Source organism: Rania fehmarnensis (assembly GCF_056494185.1).
The window spans coordinates 7,566,313-7,586,780 of record NZ_CM151398.1 but is presented as its reverse complement, the minus strand read 5'-3'; the positions used below and the strand labels follow the sequence as shown (position 1 = coordinate 7,586,780).

Genomic DNA, 20,468 nt, shown 5'->3' with positions numbered 1-20,468 from the left:
TAAAATAAACTTGCCAGATGCTTTATGTGTAAAGTAAGTTGCTTTACATGTAAACTAAATAGAAATGCTTGCCATGCAGCCACTTTCGCCATTGCTGGACCGCCGTCGCTTTCTCAATCACACCCTGACGGGACTCAGTGGGATCGCGCTGGCCAGTCTGCTGGCCGACGAGCGTTTGTTGCTCGCTAGTGACACGGGGAGTGGTCCGATTCGGCCCGCGATCGATCCGGCCAAACCGTTTGCACCGCGCGAGCCACACTTTGCAGCCAAAGCCAAGAATGTTTTGTTGGTGTTCTGCTCTGGTGCTTGCAGCCAACTGGATACCTTTGATTACAAACCAGAACTTATTCGTCTAGATGGCCAGCCCATGCCGGGTGCGGACGAACTGGTCACCTTTCAGGGCAAACAAGGCAATCTCACTCGCAGTCCTTGGCAATTCAAACCGCGTGGGCAATGCGGCAAGATGGTTTCTGACTTGGTGCCCCAGTTGGGTGAATTGGCCGATGAGATGTGTTTCCTGCACTCGCTGACCAGCAAGACCAATACGCATGGTCCGGGCGAGAACTTCATGTCGACGGGCAATACGCTGGAAGGTTTTCCCGCGGTTGGTACGTGGGTCACTTGGGGACTGGGTACCGAGAATCAAGAGTTGCCCGCCTATGTCGCCATCCCCGATCCGCGCGGCACGCCGCAATCGAGCGTTAACAACTGGGGTAGTGGCTTTCTGCCGGCGGCCTATCAAGGCACCGATTTCAACGCGACCAAACCGCTGCGCAATCTGGATCGACCCGCTCAGTTCTCGGCCGAGACTGATCGCGCCACCCGCAACTTTATTCAGCAATTGAATCAGCGGCACTTGGAGCAATTTCCCGGTGACACAGAATTAGCTGCGCGGATCTCCAGTTATGAACTGGCCGCCCGCATGCAACTGAGCGTGCCTCAGGTGACCGACTTGAGCACCGAATCGGAGAGCACGCTGACCATGTACGGTGCCAACGATTCGAGCAACGAGTTGAAGATGCAGTACGCGCGCAATTGCATTCTCGCACGCCGCCTGGTGGAACAGGGCGTGCGCTTCGTGCAGTTGTTCAATGGCGCGTATCAAACAGGTGGCGAAGGTGTGAGCAACTGGGATGGTCACAAACAGCTACATGAACAGTACAGCAAACACGGACCAGTGTTTGATCAGCCGACGGCGGCCTTGCTGCGCGACCTGAAACAGCGAGGCTTGCTGAAGGATACGTTGGTCGTATGGTGCACCGAGTTCGGACGCATGCCTACCTTTCAAGCGGGTGCCAGCGGTCGCGATCATAATCCGTCAGGCTTTACCGTGTGGCTAGCAGGTGCCGGTGTCAAAGCTCCGTTTACCTACGGCGCTACCGATGAATTTGGATACAAGGCTGTCGAGAACGTGACGACCGTGTACGACTTGTATGCCACCATCCTGCACATTCTGGGGCTCGATCACGAGCGACTTAGCTACTACCACAATGGCCTGGAGCGTCGATTGACCGACGTTCATGGAACCGTGGTAAAAGATATCTTGGCTTAGACTTCAAACTTCAAACTTCAATCTTCAATCTTCAATCTTCAATCTTCAATCTTCATTCTTCAATCTTCATTCATGCGTTTCCTCATATTATTGCTGCTTGTCTCTACTCAGCTGCAGGCTGATCCGCCTGAGTTTCAAACGCAGGTCGCACCGCTCTTGGCCACGCGGTGCCTGGGTTGCCACAGCGGGGCTGAGCCCAAGGGCGAGCTGGACTTGTCGCGGAAGTCGGCTGACTTGGATGTGCAAGCTTTGTGGGAGCAAGTCGAAGCGGACGCGATGCCACCCAAGAAGCCGCTATCGGACGCAGAGAAGGCGATCCTGCAGCAGTGGATCGCGGCCGGTGCAGAGTGGACGCTGCCCGAGATTGATCCACTGGCTTATTCCAGCGACGCGCGGGCTGGACTGGACTGGTGGTCGCTGCAGCCACTCAAGCCGCTTGAACCTACTCACAGTTCAGTGCATCCGATCGACGGGTTCGTGCGGGCCAAATTGACCGAAGTTGGATTAGAGCCGGCGCCGCGGGCTGAGCGCCGTCAATTGATTCGGCGCTTGTCATTTGATCTACTGGGTTTGCCGCCTGCGCCTGAAGAGGTGGACCAATTCTTGGCCGATACTAGCGATGACGCTTATGGCCGGTTGGTTGATCGCCTGTTGCAGAGTCCACATTACGGCGAACGATGGGGACGGCACTGGTTGGACATCGTGCGTTTCGGGGAGAGCAATGGTTTCGAGTACGACGAACCCCGCGATAACTTTTGGCCGTATCGCAACTGGGTGATCGATGCGCTTAATGCCGACATGCCTTACGACGAATTTGTGCGACAACAAATTGCCGGCGATGCTTTGGCACCTGAGGACTATTCGGCCGCCTCGGCCATCGGTTTTCTGGTAGCCGGTCCACACAATACGACCTTGCCAGCCAATGTCAAAATGCGCATGGCGATGGCTCAGGACGAGATGGAAGATTTGCTGGGCATCGTGGGTCAGACCTACTTAGGGCTGACGATTAATTGTGCGCGGTGTCACGATCACAAGTTCGATCCGATCTCGCAGCAAGACTATTATCAGTTAGCCGCTACTCTCGGTGGCGTTTCGCACGGCCAGCGTACGATTACGGTGCCGCTCGGCCCGGCGCAATTGACGCGGCTGGAGGCTATTCAGGTTGAGCTCGATCAATTGCAGCACGCACGTGACGGCTTGCTCGAACCGATTCGTCAAGCGTTAGTGGCTCAGCGACAAGCTGCTGCTGCCTCACCAGTCACGCCCACCGATCATTCGGAGCTCTTTACTCCGCCGCAGGCGCTAGCGACTTGGGAGTTTGAGGGCAATTTAAAGGACGAGCAAGGACAATTCGAACTAACTGTTGCCGGCGATGCCAAGGTAGTGGATGGAGCATTGGTGCTCGACGGCCAGCAAGCCTACGCAACTACGCCGCTATTACCGCAGGCGCTGAGTGAGAAGACACTTGAGGCTTGGGTCAAGCTCGATAATCTCCAACAAGCTGGTGGCGCCGTGATTTCGCTCGAAGCGCCGGAGATGGGCTTGTTCGATGCCATCGTTTTTGGCGAACAAGAGCCTAAGAAGTGGATGGCCGGGAGCAACTCCTTTGTGCGCACCAAATCTTTTCAAGCTGCTAGCCCAGAGGATCAGGCGACCGAGCGCTATGTGCACATCGCGCTGGTCTATCAATCCGACGGAGTTATTCGCGCCTATCGCGATGGGCAGGCGTATGGCACAGCTTACAACTCCGGTGGATTGCAAACGTACTCAGCCAACTCAGCCAGGCTGAACTTCGGCTTGCGGCATTCGCCGCCGGGCGGCAATCGTCTGTTAATTGGCCGCATCGATCGAGCTCAGTTGTATGACCGCGCGCTCAGCGACGAAGAAGTTGCGATGTCAGCAGCTTATAATGATATCGGCAATATTCCGCGGTCCCTGATCCTGGAAGCGATGACGCCAACCCAGCGCGAGCAGTTGGCCAGCACCGAAGCCAAACTAGTGCAACTGCAAAACGAACGGGGAGCCATTCGCGCATCCGAGAAGCAGACGCTTTACACTTGCTTGTCGGTCAAGCCACCGGAGACCTTTGTGCTCCTGCGCGGTGATGTTGGCACTCCGGCGCAGCCAGTCTCGCCCAAAGGCTTGCGCGCCTTGCAAAGTCTGGATGCCGATTGGAAATTGGAGGCGACGGCCGACGATCGTAGGCGACGATTGGCGCTGGCCACCTGGATAACTGACCACCGCAATCCTTTGTTTGCGCGAGTTATTGTCAATCGGTTATGGCAGTATCATTTTGGCCAGGGCCTCGTCACGACGCCTAGCGACTTTGGGTTCAACGGTGGTCTGCCCTCGCATCCGCAGCTACTGGACTGGCTGGCGGTGAAGTTGCTTGACAGCGACTATCGTCTAAAGGCCATTCATCGCCTGATAGTTACCTCTGAAACGTATCAGCAATCCTCCGCACCGCATGCGTTAGGGCTAGAGAAGGATGCGGACAACATATGGTTATGGCGCAAGGCTCCGCAGCGCATCGAGGCAGAGACGTTGCGCGATGCGCTGTTGGTGGTCACCGATAGACTCGATCGACAAATCGGTGGCACTGGTTATCGCGATATGAAGCATTACTTCTACAAAGGTAGCCACTTCTATGATCTGCTGACGGAGACTGGGCCCGAGGCGCGGCGGCGCACGATCTATCGCTTCACACCGCGGGGAGCCAACAATCCATTCCTGACCACCTTTGATTGTCCCGATCCGAGTGCAACCTCGCCGCGCCGGGCCGTTACCACTACGCCGCTCCAAGCGCTGGCCCTGCTGAACAATCCGATGGTGTTCGACCTGGCTGATCATTTCGTCCAGCGTGCGCAGCAGCGTGCGGGAGCAAACGTCGATCAACAGATCGGCGAGGTGTATAACCTGGCATACAATCGCCCGGCCACGCCATCCGAAATCGAGCGCAGCCGAGCGTTTGTTGACAAACATGGTCTGGCCGCGCTATGTCGAGTCGTCTTTAACAGCAACGAGTTTCTCGTCGTGCCATGAGCAAACCTATGCATATCCAACCGCTAGTGAATCGACGCCAGGCGCTCAACTTTGCGACGGCATCGCTAACTGGGACGGCGCTGGCCGCGCTATTGGCTCAGGATAAACCAGCCTGGGCTGCGTCGGTTCCTGGCCAGGTGGCCGGTTGTCCCCATCATCCAGCCAAAGCCAAACGCGTGATCCATCTCTGTTTGTGTGGCGGTGTTAGTCAGATCGATTCGTTCGACTACAAACCGGAGCTTGCCAAGTACCATGGCAAGTCGCTGCAATCGGAAGAAAAGCCAGCGACCTTCTTCGATCGCATCGGTTTGCTGCGCATGAATGATTGGGAGTTCAAGCAGCGTGGTCAAAGTGGGCTGTGGGTTTCGGAGTTGTTTCCCAACCTGGCTGAAGTCGCTGACGAACTGACCGTGATTCGCTCCATGGTGGCCGAATCTGCTAACCATACGCCAGCTACCTTTGAAGAAAACAGTGGCTTTCGTTTGAATGGCTTTCCGGTGATGGGTTCATGGATCTCGTACGGCTTGGGTTGCGAGACCGATGAACTGCCCAGCTATGTCGTGCTGCCCGATGCTCGCGGTATGCCAGCTGGCGGGACCATCAATTGGTCCAATGGCTTCTTGCCCGCGCAGCATCAGGGCGTGTCCTTTCAAACAAGCGGGCCTGTTATCCATGATCTCTTTCCCGCGCGCGACTTGCCCGCGGACCGTGATGGTGCAAGCCGAGCACTGCTGACGCAGATGAACGAGCATCATCTGCAGCAACATGGATTGGAAGATGCGCTCGTTGCCCGCATGCGGAGTTACGAATTGGCGGCCAAGATGCAATTGGCCATTCCGCGCGTCACCGATTTGTCGCAAGAGTCCGCCGACACTCAAGCCATGTACGGTATCGATCGCGAAGAGACGGCCGATTTTGGCAAGCGATGTTTGCTGACCAGGCGTTTGCTGGAAAGTGGTGTACGTTTTGTCCAGTTATTTTCGGGCGGTTCGTTCGGTTCACCTCGCATCAATTGGGATGGTCACGAAGATGTCAAGGAGAACCACAATCGCGAAGCGGTGCGAATGGACAAACCGGTCGCCGCGTTAATCAAAGACCTGCGGCAGCGCGGCATGCTAGATGACACGTTGATCATTTGCACTTCCGAATTTGGACGCACGCCCTTTACGCAGTCCGACGCCGACAAAGTAGGAGCGGGCCGCGATCACAATATGTATGGTTTCTCGATTTGGATGGCCGGCGCAGGGTTAAAACACGGATTGGCTTACGGTTCGACTGATGACATAGGCTGGAAAGCTGTAGAGAATCCTGTTCATTGGTATGATTATCACGCGACCGTGTTGCACTTATTGGGAATCGATCACGAGCGACTGACGTTTTATCACAATGGCATTCAGCGACGCTTGACCAACGTGCATGGCGAAGTACTGCATGCGATTCTAGATAGTTGAGCTCGCTGCTAAACACGCCCTCGTGCTCATTGAGATCGTACAGCTTTTAAGTAGTGCGATTGCATGGCGTTAAGGGTTCTGGGTGGCACTGGCTATGCGCAGCATTGCCAGTGCTCACAACGAAGCGTTTGATATTCGGTCTGCAGTTGCATAAACCATGGAAATCGAAGTTTGTGGGCACCCAATGAAGGTTCATTCCCGAAAGACCAAACCGGTATTTCGATAGTTGAAAGCTGGACGATTTCTTTTGTGAAGGGGTAAGGGATGGCCGATTTATCCGACGAGCTGATTGAGCAACTGATGGCGTCAGCTCGTCAAGCTGCTGAACGTGCCTACGCGCCGTACAGTCGCTTTGCAGTGGGCGCGGCCATCTTGTCGGCCAGTGGCAAGATCTACAGCGGTTGCAATGTCGAGAATGCATCTTATGGTCTGGCCTGCTGCGCCGAGCGAAATGCGATCTTTCAAATGGTCGCCGATGGGCAGCGGGAAGTTGTTTGCGTGGCCGTGTTCACTCCTACCGACAAACCGACTGCACCTTGTGGTGCCTGTCGACAGGTGATCCACGAGTTTGGGCCCACTGCAAGAGTTATCAGTTCTTGCCGCACTTCTGAGCGGTTGGTCACAAATCTTAACCATCTCTTCCCAGAAGCCTTCGGCCCTAAGAGCCTCTGATCGGTAACAATCCTGTACCCCAACTAAGCCGTAGGCGTTAGCCTCGGTTGCATCACGTTTGACCAGGAACGTCCCAACTAAACCGTAGACGTTAGCCTCGGTTATTGAACGTTTACGGTCGGTAAAGACCGCAAACGCCTCTAACGCCGTCGGCTAAAAGCAACCGCGGCTAACGCCGTCTGCTAAGTGAACATTTTTGCATCCGTGGCTCGGTGCCGACGGCCAGTAAGTCTATTTGCTATACTGTGGCGACTTATTTTCAGTTCTCTTTTCGTTCCGGGTGACAAGATGGCCGAATCGCAAGTAACGCTACAGCGCGGGCCGGGGCCTAGCGCTTCTGCTGCAGCCGAGGAAGTGGCTGGGATCATTGTGGGCTTGTTCAATCAACACGGAGGTTCGATGTATGGCGGTGAAAGCGTTACGCAGCTTCAGCATGCGCTGCAATGTGCAACTTTGGCCGAACGCAGCGGAGCTCAGCCTTCTTTAGTTGTGGCCGCCCTCCTGCATGATATTGGTCACTTGTTGCATGCGCTACCGGATGATGCTCCTGAAACAGGCATCGATGACTTGCACGAGGAACTCGCAGCCCAGTGGTTGCGCGAACGGTTTGGGCCCGACGTCGTCGAGCCAGTGAGATTGCACGTGGCGGCCAAGAGATTTTTGTGTGCTACCGACCCGGTCTACTTCAACCAGCTTAGCCCACCTTCGCAATTGAGTCTCAAACTGCAAGGCGGTCCGATGTCGACCAGCGAAGTTGGTCAGTTCTTGGCTAATCCCTTCTATCGCGAAGCTGTTTCGCTGCGTCGCTGGGACGACGAAGCCAAAATAGTCGGTATGGTCACGCCGGCCGTTGAACACTTTGCCCAGGCGATCGTCGCTTGCGTTTCGCAATAAGCAGGGAGCATAGTTGTAAGTGAAAGTTGCAATTGTCGGCGCTGGCATCTTTGGTCTAGCGCATGCCTGGTCCGCGGCCAAACGCGGACATAACGTTACGGTCTTCGAACGATCAAAGCGCGCCAGTGGAGCTTCGATTCGAAACTTCGGTATGGTCTGGCCCATCGGTCAGACCAGTGGCCACTGGCATCACATAGCCCTGCGCAGCCGTGAAGCGTGGTTGGAACTGGCGCGTGAATCGAACATTTGGCTCGAGCCTTGTGGTTCGATTCACTTGGCGCACCGTGACGATGAATGGCGAGTTTTGCAAGAGTTTGCGGAGCTCAGTTCCAGCCTGGGATACGATTGCGAACTGCTCGATCCCGAGGCTGTTGTGCAGAAAACGCCTGCTGCTAATCGGCGTGGACTGCTGGGCGGTCTCTTCAGTCCCACTGAATGCGCGGTGAACCCACCGGCAACTATTCGCGCCGTTCCGAGCTGGTTGAGCGCACGTTACAACATCCAGTTTCGTTTTGACACGGTCGTATCGCACATCGATCGCGACCAGGTTGTCCTGGGGGATCAATCGCGCGAAGCATTTGATCGCTGTGTGATTTGTAGCGGCAGTGATCTGCAAACGCTCTTCGCAGACATTTACGCCGGCAGCGGAATTCGGCAGTGCAAATTGCAAATGATGCGCACCGGACCGCAGCCCGGCAATTGGCGAATCGGTACGCACCTTGCCAGTGGTTTGACGCTCCGACACTACGCTTGCTTTCAGTCATGCCCTGGGCTGGAGAAACTGAAACAGCGGGTGGCTCGAGAGACACCAGAACTGGATCGCCTGGGGATCCATGTGATGGCTGCGCAAAACGAACTGGGCGAAGTAATCTTAGGGGACTCGCACGAATACGACAGCGACATCGAACCGTTCGACAAACAACTCATCGATGATTTGATGTTGCGCGAACTGAAGAAAATTATCGACTTGCCCGACTGGGATATTCGCGAGCGTTGGCACGGTATCTACTGCAAGTACACGCAAGGCCCCGTTTTTTGCGCCGAGCCTGAGTCCGGCGTTTTCGTGCGCAGCGGTGCAGGTGGATCAGGCATGACAATGGCTTTCGGACTAGCCGAAGTAGATTGGGATCAGTGGGCATGAACGCAGCGTTAACGTTATCGAGCATCAAGGCAGTCATCTTCGATTGGGCCGGAACGACGGTGGACTATGGTAGCCGCGCGCCGACACAAGTCTTTATTGAGATGTTCCGGCGCCGTGGCGTCGATATTACCGAAGCCGAAGCCCGTGAACCGATGGGTATGGCCAAACATGCACATATCGCCACCATCGCCGGAATGCCGCGCGTCAACGCCGCCTGGTGCACTCAACATGGACGCGGTCCCACTTCGGCGGATGTCGATGCGATCTATGCGGAGTTTCTGCCGTTACAAAAAACGACGCTCGCCAATCACTGTGATGTGATTCCAGGAGTCGTCGAGACAGTTCAGTGGCTACGTAGTCGTGGATTGAAGATTGGATCATCAACCGGTTACACGCGAGAGTTGATGGATGTGGTCGTACCCCTGGCCGGTGCAGGTGGCTATCAGCCTGACGTCGTAGTTTGCTCAGATGAAGTGGCTGCCGGCCGACCCGCACCGTGGCTGAACTTTCGCGTAGCAGAGCAATTGGGCATCTATCCCATGAGCCAAGTGTTGGTCGTCGATGACACCCCAATCGGCATAGCCGCCGGCCTGGCAGCTGGCGCTATCACGGTGGCCGTTTCCAAGACCGGCAACTCCATGGGATTATCCGAATCGCAGGTCAGCACTTTGCCAAGTGACGGGTTGAACGCACGATTGAAGCAGATCACCAGTGATTTCTTAGCAGCTGGTGCCCATTACGTCATCGAATCTGTCGCCGACCTACCCCAACTGTGGAAATTGTAGAGCGGCTGTCCCCAGCCGCTCAGCACCCGGCAAGTCGGTTTGGCGGTAACGCTGGTCATTCGGTCGAAAGAAACGTTGGTTAGAGGGTTCCAAATTTTTAATCGCAGAGGCAGAGAAGTCAGTGATTTCTCTGCGGGCTCTGCGCCCTCTGCGTTTTAAAAAGAGCTTGACCAAGTCGGTTGCCCGTAACGCTAGTCACCTCTGCGTTTTAAAAAGAGCTTGACCAAGTCGGTTGCCCGTAACGCTAGTCACCTAGTCGGAAGATACTTTGGTTAGAGGGTTCTGAGCAGCTGAGGACAGCTGCTCTACGCTAGAGGGTTCTGAGCAGTTGGGGACAACTGCTCTACGGCTGCGGCGCTGCAAGCGTAAAGGTGCTGCCGCTGGGATGCTGGACGTAGGGTCGATTGGAGGGTGTGGTCAGCCAGACGCTGCCTTCGCCGAGCACTTGGCATTTGTGCGTGGGTTCAACAACCAGAGCCGTGCCTTCGTCGATGCCGATGCCGATGATCTTCGGGAAACGCTCAACCACACCAGCCAGGTCATCAAAACGGTTGCGTTGGCGAAAGTGCTGATCGATGGCTACACCGCTCAACAAACCCAGCCCGCGTCGATAACCATCGGCAACCATGATCTGATTGCCTAGCGGATGACCACGCACCAGCAAATCACCTTGGATGGTGGCACCAGCGGAACTGCCGCCGATGACGCCACCGCGGGCGACAACTTGTTTCAGCTCATGCCATGCAGGCGTGCCCCAATAGGCATCCACGAATCGCCACTGTCGCCCCCCGCCGAACCAAACGCCGGTCGCCCAACGCAAGTCGGCCAGATACTCGTCGCTGGAAACCGATTGGCGATCGATTTGCGGCAGCACTCGAACTTCGCCGGCTCCCATGCGCGTAAAGATATGCTGTTCGTCAGCATCTTCGAGAGTTGGTTCCGGTACGGCCGTCGGTAGAACCACAATGCGAGCTTGCTGGCCGCCGGCCAAATCAATGAACCTCTGCCAGATCTCGGGCGACATGCGGCCGCCGCCGACAATGACTAGACTGCCGCTAGCCAGCTGCGGCGCGTAGTCCACCTCGGCGGGAAATTCTGGTTGTTGCCGCTCATAACATGCGCGGCGAAACGTTACCAAATCAGCCACCGTGCCTACTGGCAGGCGCTGTTCTTTGGAGCTGAAATAATGCTTGGTCGCGGGCCAGTGTACCCAGCACTCAGCTCCTGGTGCGGCGGAGAGATTCATGATCGCTCGACCGCTGGTCCGCAGCCAACAATCAACTGGCACTGTGGCATAGGCTTCTAGCCTGTGCGCATCCGTGTCTTGTTTCTCGACAATCTCCGCGCGTCGCTCTGGATCATCGCAGCGCACTAATTCAAAATCGGGCACCAACCCCTGAGCAATTACTTGGCCATGTTCGACAGTCGAGCCCTCCACGTAAACGAAGCTGCCACGTTCCAAACAGGCGCGCATGCTTTTGACGACATCAGTGTTTTCCTGCGTCACGTCGGATGCAGAGACCCACACACAGTCGCCACGGGCTGGCTTCTGCAGGGCGCTGGTCAGCTCAGCGATTGCCTGATCAGCGACGTTTAAGTGTTGTGGCTCCGAGGCCCACTGCATTTCGAGCAAGTGTTTCAGACTGGGCGGTACGTCGTTCTGCGGCGCACCCAAGATGAACAAGGTGCCAGGCTTAGGTTGCGATTCGAATTCTGCGCTCAGCAGTTCATGCTGTTGTGGACTCAGCTGGGCGCTGGTGCTGACGATTAAGACGCCATCAAAAATAATGGGCGGCACATAAATATCCTGGCTGCGAGCAGACGATGATATCGCCAGCGCAGCCCACATCAAGCATAAAGTGTTGAACTTCAAGTTCAGGATCTCATCGCAAAAGCTGACTATTGTCCACGTGCTTCGATGGCTTTGATTACTATCCAGCCGGATGTTGCCATGGATCGCGATAGTCGCGTTTGAGCAACTTGGTAGCTTCTTCGTCGCCGGGAATCGTATGTGTTGCTGGATCAAACTTCAGCGAGCGGCCAAGCTTTTGTGAGAGGTTGGCCATGATGCAAGCTGCTGAGGAAATGTGCCCCTGTTCGATGTCTGCCACTGGCTTGGTGCGTTCGTCGACTGCCTGCAAGAAGTTCTGCATGTGACCGCGAATGGCTGAGGCGACGTGGAGTTCCAGCGCCCACTTCTTTTGGTCTTCGGCATCTTTGGGATATTTGTCCAGTTCGATTACAGCTTCGCCATGCAGCTTCTGACCACCGCCTTGTGGGATGAAGTCGTAACTGTTGACACTCAACTTGAGAGTACCTTTATCGCCGTAGATGATGGCCGCCCAGGGATACTGTGGGTCGGGTGACGAGCCCCAGGCGCGATGGGTCCAGACCACATCGAGATTATCAAAGTGGTAGGTAGCGGTCTGCGTATCGGTAATGTTAGCACGAGCTGCTTTATCGACCAGAATGCCACCGTTACTGGAGACTTCTGTGGGCCAACCTAGATCGAGCTGCCAACGGACCGTATCGAGCATGTGCACACACATGTCGCCGACGATTCCGTTGCCGTACTCCATGAAGGCTCGCCAACCTCGTGGATGCACGATGTCGTTGTAAGGGCGCATGGGCGCAGGGCCAGTCCACATATCCCAATTGAGATTTTCTGGCGCCGCCTTGTCTGGCGCCTCTTTTTCGGTCTTGCGATTGCGCATGTGGTAGTAACAACACACTTCGGCATAGGCTACGTTGCCCAGCAGCCCGGCATCGATCACGCGCTGTTTGGCTTCGATCAAATGCGGCGTGCTGCGGCGCTGGGTACCGATTTGAACGACACGGTTATGACGACGAGCTGCGTCGAGCATGGCTTTGCTCTCCATTACGTCGACGGCTGTCGGTTTTTGGCAATATACGTCCGCGCCCGATTCGACGGCTGCAATCATAGGCAGGGCATGCCAGTGATCTGGCGTGTCTACCAAGATGATATCAAGTTCCTTTTTGGCTAACATCTGACGATAGTCGCCGTAAGTTTGCGGGCGATTGCCCGAAGGCTGCCGTGCTTTGAACAGGTCGGCTGCTTCGTCCAGCATTTTGGAATCGACGTCACAGAGCGAAACAACTTCGACCGGTTCGACATTCAGCAGCTGTAATAGATCGCACTTGCCATACCAGCCCGGTCCGATCAGGCCAACGCGCCGCGGCTTGTTGGTTGCCGCTGCAAATGCTCGACTCGACAACGCCGCCAGCGAAGCGGCCGCTACGGCGCTTCCGAAAAATTCTCTACGTTGCATGATCGCTCGTTCCGGATGGTGAGGTTGGATAAGTGGCGGTTCGCGGGCGGCTTGGCCCCGCTCTGCCTCAGAAAAAGGTTGGTAACATTGTAACATAGGCGCGGGGGGCGATTTTACTAAGCACGGGAACGCGTCCACGTGCTTATGGGTCCGCAGCCACAGCACTCCGAAAACCGAGGCTAACGCCTACGGCTTACCAAAGGATATATCCATGAATGTCTGCACGCTGTTCGTTTGGCTGGTTTGTGCCCAAGTCGGACAACTTCCTTTCTTGACATCTGATAGCCAGTTCAAAAGTGTTGATCCACCGGGTTGGGTACTCGATGGCGCGGTGAAGGTCTTTCTGTCGTTGGATGATATGAAAGGCATCGAAGATACGGCGGCCATCGGTGCCACCATCGTACATGCCGGTGGTCCATCGCCATATTATCCGCTGCGACGCGATGACCCTACTTCGGGCGTGCCGACCGCCGAACGCGAGAAACTGGTGGCCGGCATCCAACATGCCAAGCAGCATGGCATGCGCGTGATATTGGGTGTGTCGCCGTATGCGCCGATTCCCATCGTGCGTGAACATCCCGATTGGATGCATCATGCCACCGACGATCCAGCGATTCGCGAGAAAGCCAAGCTGGATCTGACCACTCCTGAGAACATCGGGCTGAGGTCGTTACCGCTGAATACTCCCTATGGAGACTATGCCATCGAGTGCCTGGCGGAAATGATGCGCGACTTCCAAGTCGATGGCTTCTCGTTTGATGGTTGTTATCATCACTTCATCAACTTCAGTCCATACGAGAAGCAGTTGTACCAACAAGAGACTGGCCGCCAGTTTCCGACCAAGATTGACTTAAACGACGACAGTTATCGCATCTATTTGTTGTGGGCGGATGAAAAGCTGGAGAGCTGGTATCGACGGTTGGGCGAGCGATTGAAGCAGGTCAACGCCGAAGCAGCTATTTACACTTGGACCACCAACGCAGGACGTTATGGTCACTTTCTCACTAGCCCGCGCGTCATGTCCGCGCGCATGAATCGCTTGATCCATTGTCCAGTGCAAGAATGGTGGCTGGACGAAGTGAATCTCGGCGCGACCGTCGTTCCTTATTTCGGCGCCGCTTATGTGCGCGCGGTAAGCGGTGGAAAAGTTGGTGCAAGTGAACCGTACTTGATGTCGCGCGGCAATCCTTATACGACTGACAGCTTTCCACCACATGAACTAACGGTTCGCTGTCTAGGTGCGATGACCAATGGTTCCTTCACACCGATCGCGCAGATGGCGGGCAAGGAGGCCACCTATGCTGCGCTGCGCGAGATCGCCCGACGCCAGCATGTCTTTACGCGCTTGGAACAGGAACCCTGGGCAGCACTGCTGGTTAGCGAACAAACGCGTCAGTTTTATGCTCACGGTAACATTATGGAGCGATGGTTGTCGCATGCCCTGGGCGTTTATCGCATGGGCATGGAAGAGCATCTGCCGCTGACGCTCATCACCGAACAAGACCTGACGGCCGATGAGCTCGATCGCTACAAAGTTTTGATACTGCCCAACGTCGTATGTTTATCCGACTCGCAAGTGAGCACGATTCGCGACTACGTTCAGCGTGGTGGGGGACTGGTGGCCACGTGTGAAACCTCGTTATGCGATGAACTGGGACATTCGCGGGATGACTTTGCTCTCAAAGATTTGTTTGGGACCAGTTTCGGTGGCCGACCAAGCGCACCCCAAGTAAAACGGGATCTCGATGTGAACTTTGCAATCGTGATTGGCGACAGCTACTGGGCACAGCGAGGCAACGCGGGCGCGTTTCGATTTTCGGATTACTCACAATCGATCTTTGCGACCGATGCCCGTATCAAACATTTGGTTCCCAACGCACAGGCCACCTTCAAAGGACCGCTCGTGCTGCCTGCGGGTTTCGAAGGCCATATGAAACCTGCGGTCATGTATTTTCCTGAAGGTAGTCGCGAGCCATTTCCGGCTGTCGCCGTGGGCAACTTTGGCAAAGGTCGAGTAGTTTATTCTGCAGCCGGAATCGATGCCGCTTTGTACAGCTACGGCTTTCCGTATCAACGCGTGATGTTGGCTCAAGCTACGCAGTGGGCGGCTGGTTCGCCCTACGACATCGAAGTCAAGGCGCCCATGTGTGTGCAGAGCACGTTTTGGAAACAGGCAGACAAACGCATCGTGCATCTATGGAATGGACTGAACACTACATCCGATCATGGTCAGCAGGATGTCGAAGCGCCGCTACGCGAGGAATCGATACCCATTCATGGTATCCAGCTGCGCATCAAGGGTTCGTCGGTGCGCAGCGCCCGTTGCGAACCGGAAGGCATCGAACTGCCATTGTCTCAGGACGGAGAGACAACCGTTATTGACGTACCGCCAGTCGAAGTACACAGCGCGGTGGTTTTGCAGTGAGAGACACGCGTCGTCGCCATATACGCCAGTACTAGCGTGCCTTGAGCGGCGATCACTCCGATTGGTCCGGCAATCATCCACAGCGCAAGCGAAACGATCGCTTGACGATCCAGCGTGTTGTAGGGCACGATCAGCAGCATCGCGACGAACGTGACCGCCAGGGCTCCGGCTAGTGATGACAGGGACCAGCGATCGCGCCAGGCCCACTGGGCAGCTAAGAGACTGAGCAACAGTCCGCCCGAGATGGCTGGTGCTAATTGACAAGCCAGGTAAAAGAAACCCTCGACGCGCGGTGTGACCCAACACAGCAGAGCGACACCGGTAGTGATCACCGCCAGATCCCACAGGCTCACTTGGGGCCAGCGCGTCACTTCAGCCGCTACGCGATCATCGGCGGCGGTACTGAAGGTCGTCAACTTGCCAATCAACCAGCCAGCGGCTACCAGTGAGCACACTACCAGCCATGCTTGATGATGGGCCACGGCCAGCGTGACCATCAGGCCGTGCTGTGCCAAGAACATGGCCAGGCCAGCATATGCGACCCAGCCCAGGCGATGGCTGGCCCAAGTGGCGATCATCCCAGTCAGCACCAAAGCGCCCCAAGCGCAGCCAACCCAAGTAGGCATGCACCACGGCGGCACCACGGCGATGCTTGGCCAGGCCAGCATCACGAGCAGACAAACTTGAAAAGCGCGACGCAAAGACATGGGGGAAGTTTGAAGTTTGAAGTTTGAAACTTGTAGAGGCCGCAGCTTTTAGCCTAGTCACTGGTGTGACTGGCCGGCGCCAGCTGGTCAGTGAAAAGTGCGATACAAAGCGTGAATCCAGCGTCGTATTCGCTACAGCCCCTCGAATATGCGGCCCGAGGTTGTTAACTTGTTGGTATGGAAAATCGAATTCAACCTATTCTTTGTTGTGTCGGAGCCGAGGTGGCGGGCGAGCCGACTCAGTTTTTGATGGAGCGGGCCGCGGCGGCCGCCCATTGGGACTGGCATGTCATCACGGTTGAAGTGGCGCCCGAAGCACTGGCGAAAGCTTGGGAAGGCATGGTGGTCATGCGTTTTACGGCGGTCCGATTTTTTCCGCCTCACCAGGCGGCTGCCATGCACCTGGTCGCCGTCCCTAACGCTGAAGAGTTGTTTGTGGGCGGTATCACCTCGGCGCTGCGAACCGGCGACAGTTGGAGCATGTGGCACAACGGTGGACCGGCCCTGTATGAGTTATTGCAGTCGCGAGTGCCCTGGAAAGAAACAATTTGTTGGTTGCACGGCAACACCGAGCGCACGCGAAGTTTGCTAGTAGCCTGTGCCGAGAATCCACCCCGTCAAATCTTATGGACCGGCAGTCGCATGACGGACTCGGCCTTGCCCGCAGCAGCAGGCGAAGTTCTTCCCGCAGACATCGCCGCCAAACTCCCGCTGGAGATTGTGTCAACCGAGCGCGAAGCGGAAATCAGCGCTTGGTTCACGGCGCAGTTCGACAAACAGTCCCAGCCTCAAGCAATTGTACATGCCGGCGATGTCGAAGCCCGACATTTTGATACCCTGGCCAATTGTCAGCCAGAGAGTAATTGTTCACTGCTGGTCATTTCCGGTACGCCCGGCACGCGCCGCAAGTTGAGCGATCTATGGCACGCCGGTGAAGTCACCATTGTGACACCTGCCGATTTGATCGTGGCGGAAGAAGCGTACGATCAAGCCCGTTGGACGGCGCAGAGCGTCAATATCGAAGTGCTGAAAGAAGCGTACGACGAGTATGCGGACTTCTAAGGCATCCGGACTAGACCGAATTTTTCACGCAAAGGCGCGAAGACGCAAAGATTACTTGCGTCAACTGCTTTGCGCCTTGGCGCCTTTGCGTGAGGTAGTCTTTTGAAAGTCCATAGCATCGGTTGAGCAACCAGCATGCGTTGCTGCTTAGGTCGGAAGAAGCGTACGAGACTGCGGACTTCTAAGGCATCCGGACTTGACCGAATTTTTCACGCAAGGGCGCAAAGACGCAAAGATTACTTGCGTCAACTGCTTTGCGCCTTGGCGCCTTTGCGTGAGGTAGTCTTTTGAAAGTCTATGGCATCGGTTGAGCAACCAGCATGCGTTGCTGCTTAGGTCGGAAGAAGCGTACGAGACTGCGGACTTCTAAGGCATCCGGACTTGACCGAATTTTTCACGCAAAGGCGCGAAGACGCAAAGATTCTCGCGTCAAACTCGTTGGGTTTTTGCGACTTTGCGTGAGGCAGTCTTTTGGAAGTCTATGGCATCGGTTCGGCAACCGGCATGCGTTGCTGCAGAACTACAGCTCTTGAATGGCAATTTCCAGCCTGCGGACTTGCACGCGCACTGGTTCCAAATCGGGATAGGTGTCCAGAGCGCAGCGGAACCAGAACAACGATTCCAGCAGATCGCCCAATTCCAAATTGCAGTGTCCCAGTCCGATCATGGCTGCATAGTGAAACTGGTTCAGTTGCAGCACGCGCCGACAATCTTCGATCGAATCAGCAATTTCATCCAGATGAAATAGTGCTAACGAGCGTTGATGGTAAGCTTCGGCAAACTGGTGGTGGCTGTCGATTAGTTCGCTGGCCAGCTTGACCGCTTGCGAATGTTCGCCGCATTCATTCAGGCGCATGACGCGGTCGAGCAGATGGCGTTGTTCTTGAGATCCATCGCGTGCCCAGATGGAGCGCAGCGAGTCATCGACAACCAGGCGCAGCTTGCGATCGCCATCGCACAGCAGCGGTCCCATTGTATCGTTGCAGCTGATATCGCCGATAAAACCCAGGGCGAGCGCGGCAGCTCGCCGTCGATAGGTATCGCCTTCGCAGATCACACGCAAGAGTGTGGGCACTGCGTAGCGCGAAGCGACCGATTGAATGAAACGAGCTGTATCACTGTCTTGTAAGTATTGTTGATACGACTTCAACAAGACCGCTCGATGTGTTGCGCGTTCTTCCACTGTCTGTTACCCTGGAATGCAGTCTCAAAGGTGTGCCGGCCACACAGTCAGTTCTTTCCCCCGCGCACATCATTGCTCGCGCTGTCGACGACTCGACCGGTCCAGTATAATCAGACAAGAATCGTCGACAATGTTTTCACGCGCCGCTAGTATTGCCCCCAGCGGCTTTCGCGTAGCGGCTGCAGGTACCAACACGAAATCACTAATCTGCAAACTCGGTCTATCTTGCGCATGCTCAAGCGCGCAGATCCCCGATTTTCTCCGGATTAAGCTCGAATGAGGATCCAGTTCGCTATGCGAGCCCTCCGACAAGTTCTCGGGACGCTAATAATTTTTTGGCTTTTTTCTGCGGACATTTGCGCCGCCGAGCCCGAAATCAAGTTCAACCTGCTGATACTCCCCGGTGCGCGGGCTGCAGATGTGCGACTTGCAATGCCAGCTCAACTGAATTATGAGCACGCCCCGCTGCGCCAGTGTGTGGCTCAATTGTCAGAACGCTTTCAATTTGCCTATTGGATCGACCGTCGAGTTGATGCGGATCAACCCATCAACGTCGCCTGCGATGGCAGTCTGCGTGATTGTCTAGCCAAATTGGCTGCCGCCTGCCAAGCCGAAGTCGGGCTGGTCGAAAACGTAGTGACGATTGCTAAAGCAGATCATTTGGCCAATATGCAGTACACCGCCGTGCGCTTGCATGACCAGTTGATGCAGAGTGCGGCCACATCCAAAAATAACAGCCCCCAAACACGGAGCGCCGATGCGTCGCTGAAACCACTAGCCTGGACCATGCTGACCACGCCCAATCAATTGATCGAGTTACTCAATCAGCAATGGAAGACAGCCTTGCCGACCGAGTTGCCACACGACTTGATGAACGCGGGTCAGTTGCAGGCTTGCACGCTATCGACGCAGGCGACCTTGCTCTTTGGTGGCTTTGACAAATGTGTCGCTGGCAAGCGCCCAACGGAACTGCGCATGCTCCAACTGCCTACCGCAACTGCCTGGCAAGCCAGCTACGGCAACAACCTGGTAAACCCCAAGCAAGCCGAGACGCTGGCCCAACTCTTTCCCGAGGCACGGCTGAAGAAAGTGGATCGTCAATGGCAACTGACCGGCTCGACTGCCGCTCATCTCCATTTACTCCAGCGAGCTGCGGCGAGCGCTCCCCAGCCTAAAGAGCCCCGCGATGCGCTGGGTAGCGGTCGCTATACGATTGCCAAACAAGCCAACGTGCCCTTAGGTGCGGTTCTGAACAATCTGGGGCAGCAACTGGGTTTAAAGATTACTTGGGATGCCAAGCTGCCACCATCGGCCACACAGACGCCGGTGACGATCGAAGCGAACAATGCCAAGCTGGATGAAATCTTGCGCGGCTTAGGTGCGCAGGCCAAGTTGGCAATCGTCCGGCAGGAACAAAACGTGACTGTGTCGGCCAAGTGATCATTGCTGCCGATTCAGTACTGCAATCGTTTATTGCAAATTACAAATTGCGCAAGAACTGCACTGCATAGGTGAGTGATTGCACGATATCTTCCGAGTAGTCGCGTTCGATTACGTACCAACCGCGATAGCGTCGTTCTTCGAGACTGGCAATGATTTGCGGAAACTCTGCCATGCCTCGTCCGAGAGGCACTTCCACGCCGCGGCCTCTGGCCAAATCTCGCACGGCGTCTTTGGCATGTACCAGCATCGTGTGCGTGGCACATCGAGCCAAGGCGTCTTCTACTGAAAAGTTGTTGACGATCAAGTTGCCCGGATTGAACGTAATCCCCAACGCGGTCTCGCTGATGTTATCCAGCAGCATGCCCAACCGCTCGCCGGGCTCGGACCCGGTCTCCGCGGCCAGCATGGCGCCGACGTGCTGACCATAGCGGGCCAGGTCGGTCAAACATTGCACCAGCATGTTGTAGGTATCGCCGGTGGGTTCTTCTGGAACTTGACCGATTTGGTTGACCACGATGGAAGCACCTAGCGAGTAGGCAAACCGCATGGCCTGCTTGGTTCCATCGACTCGTCGCTCGAGATTCTCGGCTACGTCGAAACCGCGCGCGGTATGAAAGCGGACTGCTGCAACCCGCAAATTCAGATCATCCAGCAATTTCCTTAGCTGTCGCCGACCGGTATCGGAAAGTTCGTCTGGGCGAAGATCGTTTCTGGCGTCGATTTCTATACCCGTAGCGCCCAAACGAGCTGCCGTCAGCAAAGCTTTCTTAAGCGGCATCCGCAGACTTTGCAGTTGGATTCCTATATTCACTTCAGCCACA

The 20,468-nt window shown here is 55.7% G+C and carries 15 protein-coding genes; 10 read left to right on the top strand and 5 right to left on the bottom strand.

The features are described 5' to 3' along the window. Positions 1-73 precede the first annotated feature (73 nt). The 7 genes from SH573x_RS25825 (at position 74) to phnX (ending at position 9,537) form a co-directional block, all read left to right on the top strand. Positions 74-1,552, top strand: a complete 1,479-nt coding sequence (locus tag SH573x_RS25825; RefSeq protein WP_479350936.1) for a DUF1501 domain-containing protein — start codon at positions 74-76, stop codon at positions 1,550-1,552. 72 nt (positions 1,553-1,624) lie between these two features. After that, positions 1,625-4,594, top strand: a complete 2,970-nt coding sequence (locus SH573x_RS25820; protein WP_479350935.1) for a DUF1553 domain-containing protein — start codon at positions 1,625-1,627, stop codon at positions 4,592-4,594. Then, the gene (locus SH573x_RS25815) at positions 4,591-6,045 is read left to right on the top strand and encodes a DUF1501 domain-containing protein (protein WP_479350934.1); all 1,455 of its coding nucleotides are present in this window, start codon (positions 4,591-4,593) and stop codon (positions 6,043-6,045) included. The genes SH573x_RS25820 and SH573x_RS25815 overlap by 4 nt, the downstream gene beginning before the upstream one ends. Positions 6,046-6,309: 264 nt before the next feature. Further along, positions 6,310-6,717: a cytidine deaminase gene (locus SH573x_RS25810; protein ID WP_479350933.1), complete on the top strand. Its 408-nt coding sequence runs from the start codon at positions 6,310-6,312 to the stop codon at positions 6,715-6,717. A 288-nt stretch (positions 6,718-7,005) separates the two neighbouring features. After that, positions 7,006-7,611 carry a phosphonate degradation HD-domain oxygenase gene (locus SH573x_RS25805; protein WP_479350932.1) on the top strand — a complete coding sequence of 202 codons (606 nt, stop codon included), beginning with the start codon at positions 7,006-7,008 and terminating at the stop codon, positions 7,609-7,611. A gap of 19 nt (positions 7,612-7,630) precedes the next feature. After that, a complete protein-coding gene (locus tag SH573x_RS25800) occupies positions 7,631-8,752 on the top strand; it encodes a TIGR03364 family FAD-dependent oxidoreductase (protein WP_479350931.1) in 1,122 nt (373 codons plus the stop codon). Further along, complete coding sequence (gene phnX, locus SH573x_RS25795; RefSeq protein ID WP_479350930.1) at positions 8,749-9,537, top strand: phosphonoacetaldehyde hydrolase; 789 nt, start codon at positions 8,749-8,751, stop codon at positions 9,535-9,537. The genes SH573x_RS25800 and phnX overlap by 4 nt, the downstream gene beginning before the upstream one ends. A 343-nt stretch (positions 9,538-9,880) precedes the next feature. On the opposite strand, the gene SH573x_RS25790 is transcribed toward phnX, so the two are convergent. Both SH573x_RS25790 and SH573x_RS25785 read right to left on the bottom strand, forming a co-directional pair. Beyond that, a complete protein-coding gene (locus tag SH573x_RS25790) occupies positions 9,881-11,410 on the bottom strand; it encodes a cyanophycinase (RefSeq protein WP_479350929.1) in 1,530 nt (509 codons plus the stop codon). A 58-nt stretch (positions 11,411-11,468) separates the two neighbouring features. Beyond that, positions 11,469-12,827: a Gfo/Idh/MocA family protein gene (locus SH573x_RS25785; protein ID WP_479350928.1), complete on the bottom strand. Its 1,359-nt coding sequence runs from the start codon at positions 12,825-12,827 to the stop codon at positions 11,469-11,471. A gap of 211 nt (positions 12,828-13,038) precedes the next feature. Here SH573x_RS25785 and SH573x_RS25780 point away from each other — a divergent pair, with 211 nt between their 5' ends. Next, positions 13,039-15,252: a ThuA domain-containing protein gene (locus tag SH573x_RS25780; protein ID WP_479350927.1), complete on the top strand. Its 2,214-nt coding sequence runs from the start codon at positions 13,039-13,041 to the stop codon at positions 15,250-15,252. On the opposite strand, the gene SH573x_RS25775 is transcribed toward SH573x_RS25780, so the two are convergent. Then, a complete protein-coding gene (locus SH573x_RS25775; RefSeq protein WP_479350926.1) occupies positions 15,183-15,959 on the bottom strand; it encodes a hypothetical protein in 777 nt (258 codons plus the stop codon). The two genes, SH573x_RS25780 and SH573x_RS25775, sit on opposite strands and share 70 nt — an antisense overlap. Before the next feature lie 177 nt (positions 15,960-16,136). On the opposite strand from SH573x_RS25775, the gene SH573x_RS25770 reads away from it, so the two are divergent. Beyond that, a complete protein-coding gene (locus tag SH573x_RS25770) occupies positions 16,137-17,021 on the top strand; it encodes a hypothetical protein (RefSeq protein WP_479350925.1) in 885 nt (294 codons plus the stop codon). 520 nt (positions 17,022-17,541) lie between these two features. On the opposite strand, the gene SH573x_RS25765 is transcribed toward SH573x_RS25770, so the two are convergent. After that, positions 17,542-18,204 (bottom strand): tetratricopeptide repeat protein, encoded by a 663-nt coding sequence (locus SH573x_RS25765; RefSeq protein ID WP_479350924.1) that lies wholly within the window; start codon positions 18,202-18,204, stop codon positions 17,542-17,544. A gap of 432 nt (positions 18,205-18,636) precedes the next feature. Between SH573x_RS25765 and SH573x_RS25760 the strand changes: the two genes are divergently transcribed. Continuing rightward, on the top strand, positions 18,637-19,644 hold the full coding sequence (locus SH573x_RS25760) for a hypothetical protein (protein ID WP_479350923.1): 1,008 nt from the start codon (positions 18,637-18,639) through the stop codon (positions 19,642-19,644). Between the two features lie 40 nt (positions 19,645-19,684). Here the strand turns inward: SH573x_RS25760 and SH573x_RS25755 are convergent, their stop codons facing one another. Beyond that, a complete protein-coding gene (locus tag SH573x_RS25755) occupies positions 19,685-20,467 on the bottom strand; it encodes a sugar phosphate isomerase/epimerase family protein (protein WP_479350922.1) in 783 nt (260 codons plus the stop codon). Position 20,468: the final 1 nt, after the last annotated feature.

Bases quoted from the DNA above. Each gene is read 5' to 3' on its own strand.
- SH573x_RS25785 (WP_479350928.1), bottom strand. From the start codon at position 12,827: ATGCAACGTAGAGAATTTTTCGGAAGCGCCGTAGCGGCCGCTTCGCTG.
- SH573x_RS25825 (WP_479350936.1), top strand. From the start codon at position 74: ATGCAGCCACTTTCGCCATTGCTGGACCGCCGTCGCTTTCTCAATCAC.
- phnX (WP_479350930.1), top strand. From the start codon at position 8,749: ATGAACGCAGCGTTAACGTTATCGAGCATCAAGGCAGTCATCTTCGAT.
- SH573x_RS25810 (WP_479350933.1), top strand. From the start codon at position 6,310: ATGGCCGATTTATCCGACGAGCTGATTGAGCAACTGATGGCGTCAGCT.
- SH573x_RS25780 (WP_479350927.1), top strand. From the start codon at position 13,039: ATGAATGTCTGCACGCTGTTCGTTTGGCTGGTTTGTGCCCAAGTCGGA.
- SH573x_RS25815 (WP_479350934.1), top strand. From the start codon at position 4,591: ATGAGCAAACCTATGCATATCCAACCGCTAGTGAATCGACGCCAGGCG.
- SH573x_RS25805 (WP_479350932.1), top strand. From the start codon at position 7,006: ATGGCCGAATCGCAAGTAACGCTACAGCGCGGGCCGGGGCCTAGCGCT.
- SH573x_RS25760 (WP_479350923.1), top strand. From the start codon at position 18,637: ATGCCAGCTCAACTGAATTATGAGCACGCCCCGCTGCGCCAGTGTGTG.
- SH573x_RS25820 (WP_479350935.1), top strand. From the start codon at position 1,625: ATGCGTTTCCTCATATTATTGCTGCTTGTCTCTACTCAGCTGCAGGCT.
- SH573x_RS25770 (WP_479350925.1), top strand. From the start codon at position 16,137: ATGGAAAATCGAATTCAACCTATTCTTTGTTGTGTCGGAGCCGAGGTG.
- SH573x_RS25775 (WP_479350926.1), bottom strand. From the start codon at position 15,959: ATGTCTTTGCGTCGCGCTTTTCAAGTTTGTCTGCTCGTGATGCTGGCC.